A 4,743-nucleotide genomic window follows, 5' to 3' on the forward strand; every position below is an offset into this window, starting at 1 on the left:
TAAGATAAGATCAATACCTATAAAATATATAATAACATCGGTTATAGCTACAGCAACAGGTATAATAGTTGCTTCTATATTATATGGAACAGAGTATATACTTAAGTTAAAATCATTCTCTGGTGTTAAAATGTTATATATATTACCACCTGTACTTGTAGCAATATGGATTTTAGCAGAAATGGGAGTGTTTAAAAAATTAAAAATAACTAAGGTTTCTAATTTTGAAGAGTTTACTAGAGAAGCTATAAATTATATAAAAGGGATAAAGTGGTACACATATATAATAGCTATATTAGTTATGGTGGGTGCTGTTATATATATAAGAAGAAGTGGAAATGAAGGTTCAGCAAGTGATTTAGAATTACAAATACGTAGACTACTAGAAGAAATCTTCTATGTAAGACCTAGAACTAAAGAATTTATGATAGGATATCCAGCAGTTCTTGTAAGTTATTATTTCCTAAAAGAAAAAATAAAATATGGGCAATATATGTTAATACCAGCAGCTATAGCAACAATGTCTACAGTAAATACATTTACACATTTACATACACCTATTAAATATTCTTTATTAAGATCTTTTTATGGTATAGTTTTAGGAGCTATAGTAGGGCTTATTTATATATTTATATTTAAAAAAATAGAGTTATTTGTAAATAAGGAGTGTAAATAAATGAGGGTGGTAATATCTGGGTATTATGGATACCATAATGTTGGGGATGAAGCAATATTAAAATCTATAATAACTGCTTTAAGAAGCCAAGATGCTAATATTGAAATAGTTGTATTATCTAATGATATTGAATATACAAAGAAAACTTATAATGTTGAAGCTATAAATAGATGGAACATACTACAAATATATAATGAATTAAGAAAAAGCGACGGCTTAATAAGTGGTGGAGGTAGTTTACTACAAGATGCCACAAGTAATAGACCTATTAAGTATTACACATTTATAATGAAAATTTCTAAACTTGTTAAAAAACCTGTGTTTATATATGCACAGGGAGTGGGTCCTATAAGTGATAATTTAAATAAAAAGATTACTAAAAAGTCTTTTGAAAAAGCAGATTATATAACTCTTAGGGACAAGGAATCAATTGATTTAGTAAAATCTATAGGAGTAACTAAATCAATTGATTTAGTTCCAGATCCTGTTATGGGATTTAGTATAGACAGATTTGAATCAAACATATGTGATAAATATGAAGGCGATTACATAAGTATAAGTGTTAGAGATTGGGACAAAGCAAAAACAGATTTTTTAAAGAAAGTTGCAAAAGCTTGTGATGATATTATAGAAAATGGATATAACGTTGTGTTCTTACCGATGCACGGAAGACATGATTATGAAACATCTAGAAAAGTATCAGATATGATGAATAATGATTGTGATATATTCCCACATGAATCTAGTATAGAAGAGAAAATACTTTGTATAAAAAAATCTAAGTTAATGATAGGAATGAGGTTACATGCACTTATATTTGCAGCATCTGCAAATACTCCTATGATAGGAATATCTTATGATCCTAAGATTGATTCATTTCTAAATTTAGTTAATCAATTATGTATAGGTAGTGTAGACGATAATTGGAGTGGTGATGATTTATCTCACAAGGCTTTAATTATGCTTAAAAATTATGAGTATGAAAGATCAAAGGTTATTGAAGAAAGTAAAGAGTTAAAAATAGTTGCTAAACAGACAGCTATTAAAGCTATAGAGATATTTAAAAAATAGTAAAAATATTTTACTTTCGAGGGCAAATATGTAAGGGAGATATATAAATTAACTAGATACTTATAAAAAATGACATGAGTTTAATTTTTGATTAGACTCATGTCATTTTTGAGTTATATACTTATTAAAGTTCAATAATTGTAATTAATTCAATAGTAAGGTGTTCAAGAAATTATATTTATGGTTTCATATACAAAATAAAAGTGCCATAACTTAACAGTAATGACACTAAAATAAATGTCCTCAAAAATATTTATTTTAGTGCTCAGACGAGAAATAGTAACTATGTTATAATTCAATATAGATCTGTTTCGCAATTATTATATAATGCGAAGTAAAGATATTTTAGGTATGATATAGATAAATATGAATTTGTGAGGGGGAACTTAGTATGAATACAGCAACATTTCTAGAAATATTAACAGTAGCAGAAAAACTAAAATGCAATACTAGGCACTCATGGACATCGAGCGGACGCCATGAAAGTGTAGCAGAACATAGCTGGCGTATTGCATTAATGGCATTATTAATGCGTGATGAATTTCCAGAGATTGATATGGACAAGGTAATTCGTATGTGTTTGATTCATGATTTAGGGGAAGCCTTTACTGGTGATATTCCTACTTTTGAGAAGAGAGAAGAAGATAGTGAAAAAGAGGATGAGATATTTTTTAAGTGGATTGCAACTTTCCCTACTCCTTATCGTGAGGAATTCACAGAGCTTTTAAAGGAAATGAATGAACGTAAGACTGATGAAGCAAAGCTTTACAAAGCATTAGATAATTTAGAAGCAGTGATTCAGCATAACGAGGCGGATATTAGTACTTGGATTCCGCTAGAATATGACTTACAGTTTACTTACGGTGCGGACAAGGTGGAATTCTCATCTTATTTAAAAGAGCTGAAGAAAGAAATAGACCAAAGAACGACAGGAAAAATAGCTCAAAAGAATGAAGCTTAGTTATTTAGAATAAATAACAGGGACTACCTCGCAAGTCAGGATATTAAATTTGATTAGTAGCGCAAGCTATGGCAAACGTATCACAATTAAGTGTGAATATGGAAGGAATAATATAATATAGATAAGCTCGCAATTTTATTAAATTACGATAAAATCAAAACTTTTTATATAGCAATGAAGATAAATAAATACTACATCCACATATTGTCTACATACAGCAAACGAGGTATGTTGAGACTGTAGCTCTGATAGAAAAGGTATAGCCTAATATCAAAGGCTTTGAAGTCTTTAAGTGAAAATTGAAGTGTATTTTGTATTCCCTCAAACTAATGGTTTGGGGGAATTTCGCTTATGGAGTTTATTATATTTGTACATAAATATACTGAAGTCAAAGAATTTGAAGGATTAGAAGTAAATATTATTTGATAATAAAGTTGAAGTACTGGATATGAAACAAAAAAATGGAATATACGAAAAGCTGTCCTTGATGATGGATTGTAAATCAAAGAGAAAGATAAAAAAGAATAGGGTGCAACATAGTAAGAGTGTCAAATTCATATTTTCATGCATAAAATATTGAAAAATTCCTGTAAAGGAAACAGTTCTGTAGGTTTAAAGGTTTAAAAATAAAAAGGGAGTGGTATTGCATGATATTTATAAGGTTATTTGGATTTATTATTGCTGCAGGGGTTGTTTTTACGAGTTTAGCAATGATGATAATGGGGGGAAGGTGGCAGAAGATAGAGGCATCTGCATATTCAGGGAAGCGACGTCCAATCTGGTTTATTTTAATATCAATATGTCTGATTGCTTTATATATTATAGCATTTATTAATTTTATTCCTAGTGATAAAAACTGGGCAAGCTGGATTTTAATGTGTTTATTACCAATTGGATGGGTTATAAAAGGTATATTAGTTGTTTTTAACAAAGAAGGTCGTGAAAAAGTATCTAATATTTCTGGCGATAAGGCATGGATTAAAATTGGTCTCGCAAGATTGCCTATAGCAGTATTATTAATTGTACTTTCATTATTTGTAAAATAATTAATTATTTAGAGAATTTTATTATATTGCGAACTTTAAGGTAGGAGCTGATGCTCTTATTTTTTTATTACAAGGGGATTATAATGATTAAAAAACTATTCATAACTTGTGAATTAAAGTAATAGCAATACATTCAAAAATAAAAACACTTATTAAAAATGTTATTTCTAAGATACATTTTATAGTAATGTTAACTTGATTGATATGAATTATAGTAAGAAAACGAAATAAAGTAGGTCGCTTTTTTATTTTAGATTTAAAAATATTAAGATAGTTATTAAATACATACTTATAATTAGTATTATATTTAATAAAGTAACGACTTTAAAATGAATTTTTCAAAATAAAAAAGTAAGCCCCTTATAAAAAAATAAAATATTTTTCTATTGCAGACCATAACTCTGTAAAGGGAATAGCACAAGCAAAAGAGTATTGCGAGGATAAAGACATAAAAATCATTCCAGCAGTAGAATTAGATTGTACTATCGATGGGGTTAATCTACATGTATTAGGCTACGGGATAGATTATAACAATCCAATATTTAGTGAAATCGAAGAGAATATATTATTACAAGAGCAGACTGCTTCAAAAAAACGTATGAGATTAGTTCGTGAACTAGGAATAGATTTTTCAGATGAAGTGATTTCTTCCTTGTCTAGAAACGGTGTAGTAAATGGTGAAATGATTGCTGAAGCTGCAATGAAATTTGATAAAGAGCACACGAATATATTATTAAAGCCCTATTATGAGAATGGTTCTAGAAGTGATAATCCGTATGTTAATTTTTATTGGGACTATTGTGCCCAAGGGAAGCCAGGCTATGCTGAAGTAAAATTTATAAGTTTACAAGAAGCTGTTAAAGTGATTGAAGAAAGTAAAGGAGTTCCCATTCTAGCTCATCCTGGAAATAACGTTAAAGAAAATCCTTCTTTACTTGAAGCTATTATTGCATGTGGTGTTAAAGGAATGGAAGTGTACAGTAATTATC

Annotated in this window: 4 protein-coding genes and 1 pseudogene; all 5 read left to right on the top strand. The window is 29.0% G+C overall.

Annotated elements, in window-relative coordinates; all coding sequences use genetic code 11:
* Positions 1-676 (top strand): DUF5693 family protein (locus tag VLM92_RS08280; RefSeq protein WP_325275868.1); only part of this gene is annotated, 676 nt, incomplete at its 5' end.
* Positions 677-1,747, top strand: coding sequence for a polysaccharide pyruvyl transferase CsaB (gene csaB, locus VLM92_RS08285; protein ID WP_325275869.1), 1,071 nt, complete (start codon positions 677-679; stop codon positions 1,745-1,747). It begins immediately after the preceding gene.
* A 391-nt stretch (positions 1,748-2,138) separates the two neighbouring features.
* Entirely contained in the window at positions 2,139-2,708 is a 570-nt protein-coding gene (locus VLM92_RS08290) for an HD domain-containing protein (RefSeq protein ID WP_325275870.1), read from the top strand.
* Positions 2,709-3,355: 647 nt separating this feature from the next.
* Positions 3,356-3,754 carry a hypothetical protein gene (locus VLM92_RS08295; RefSeq protein WP_325275871.1) on the top strand — a complete coding sequence of 133 codons (399 nt, stop codon included), beginning with the start codon at positions 3,356-3,358 and terminating at the stop codon, positions 3,752-3,754.
* Between the two features lie 598 nt (positions 3,755-4,352).
* A pseudogene (locus VLM92_RS08300) lies at positions 4,353-4,743 on the top strand (hypothetical protein); the annotation flags it as partial.

Source organism: Romboutsia sp. (assembly GCF_035470145.1).
Taxonomy (GTDB): domain Bacteria; phylum Bacillota; class Clostridia; order Peptostreptococcales; family Peptostreptococcaceae; genus Romboutsia_D.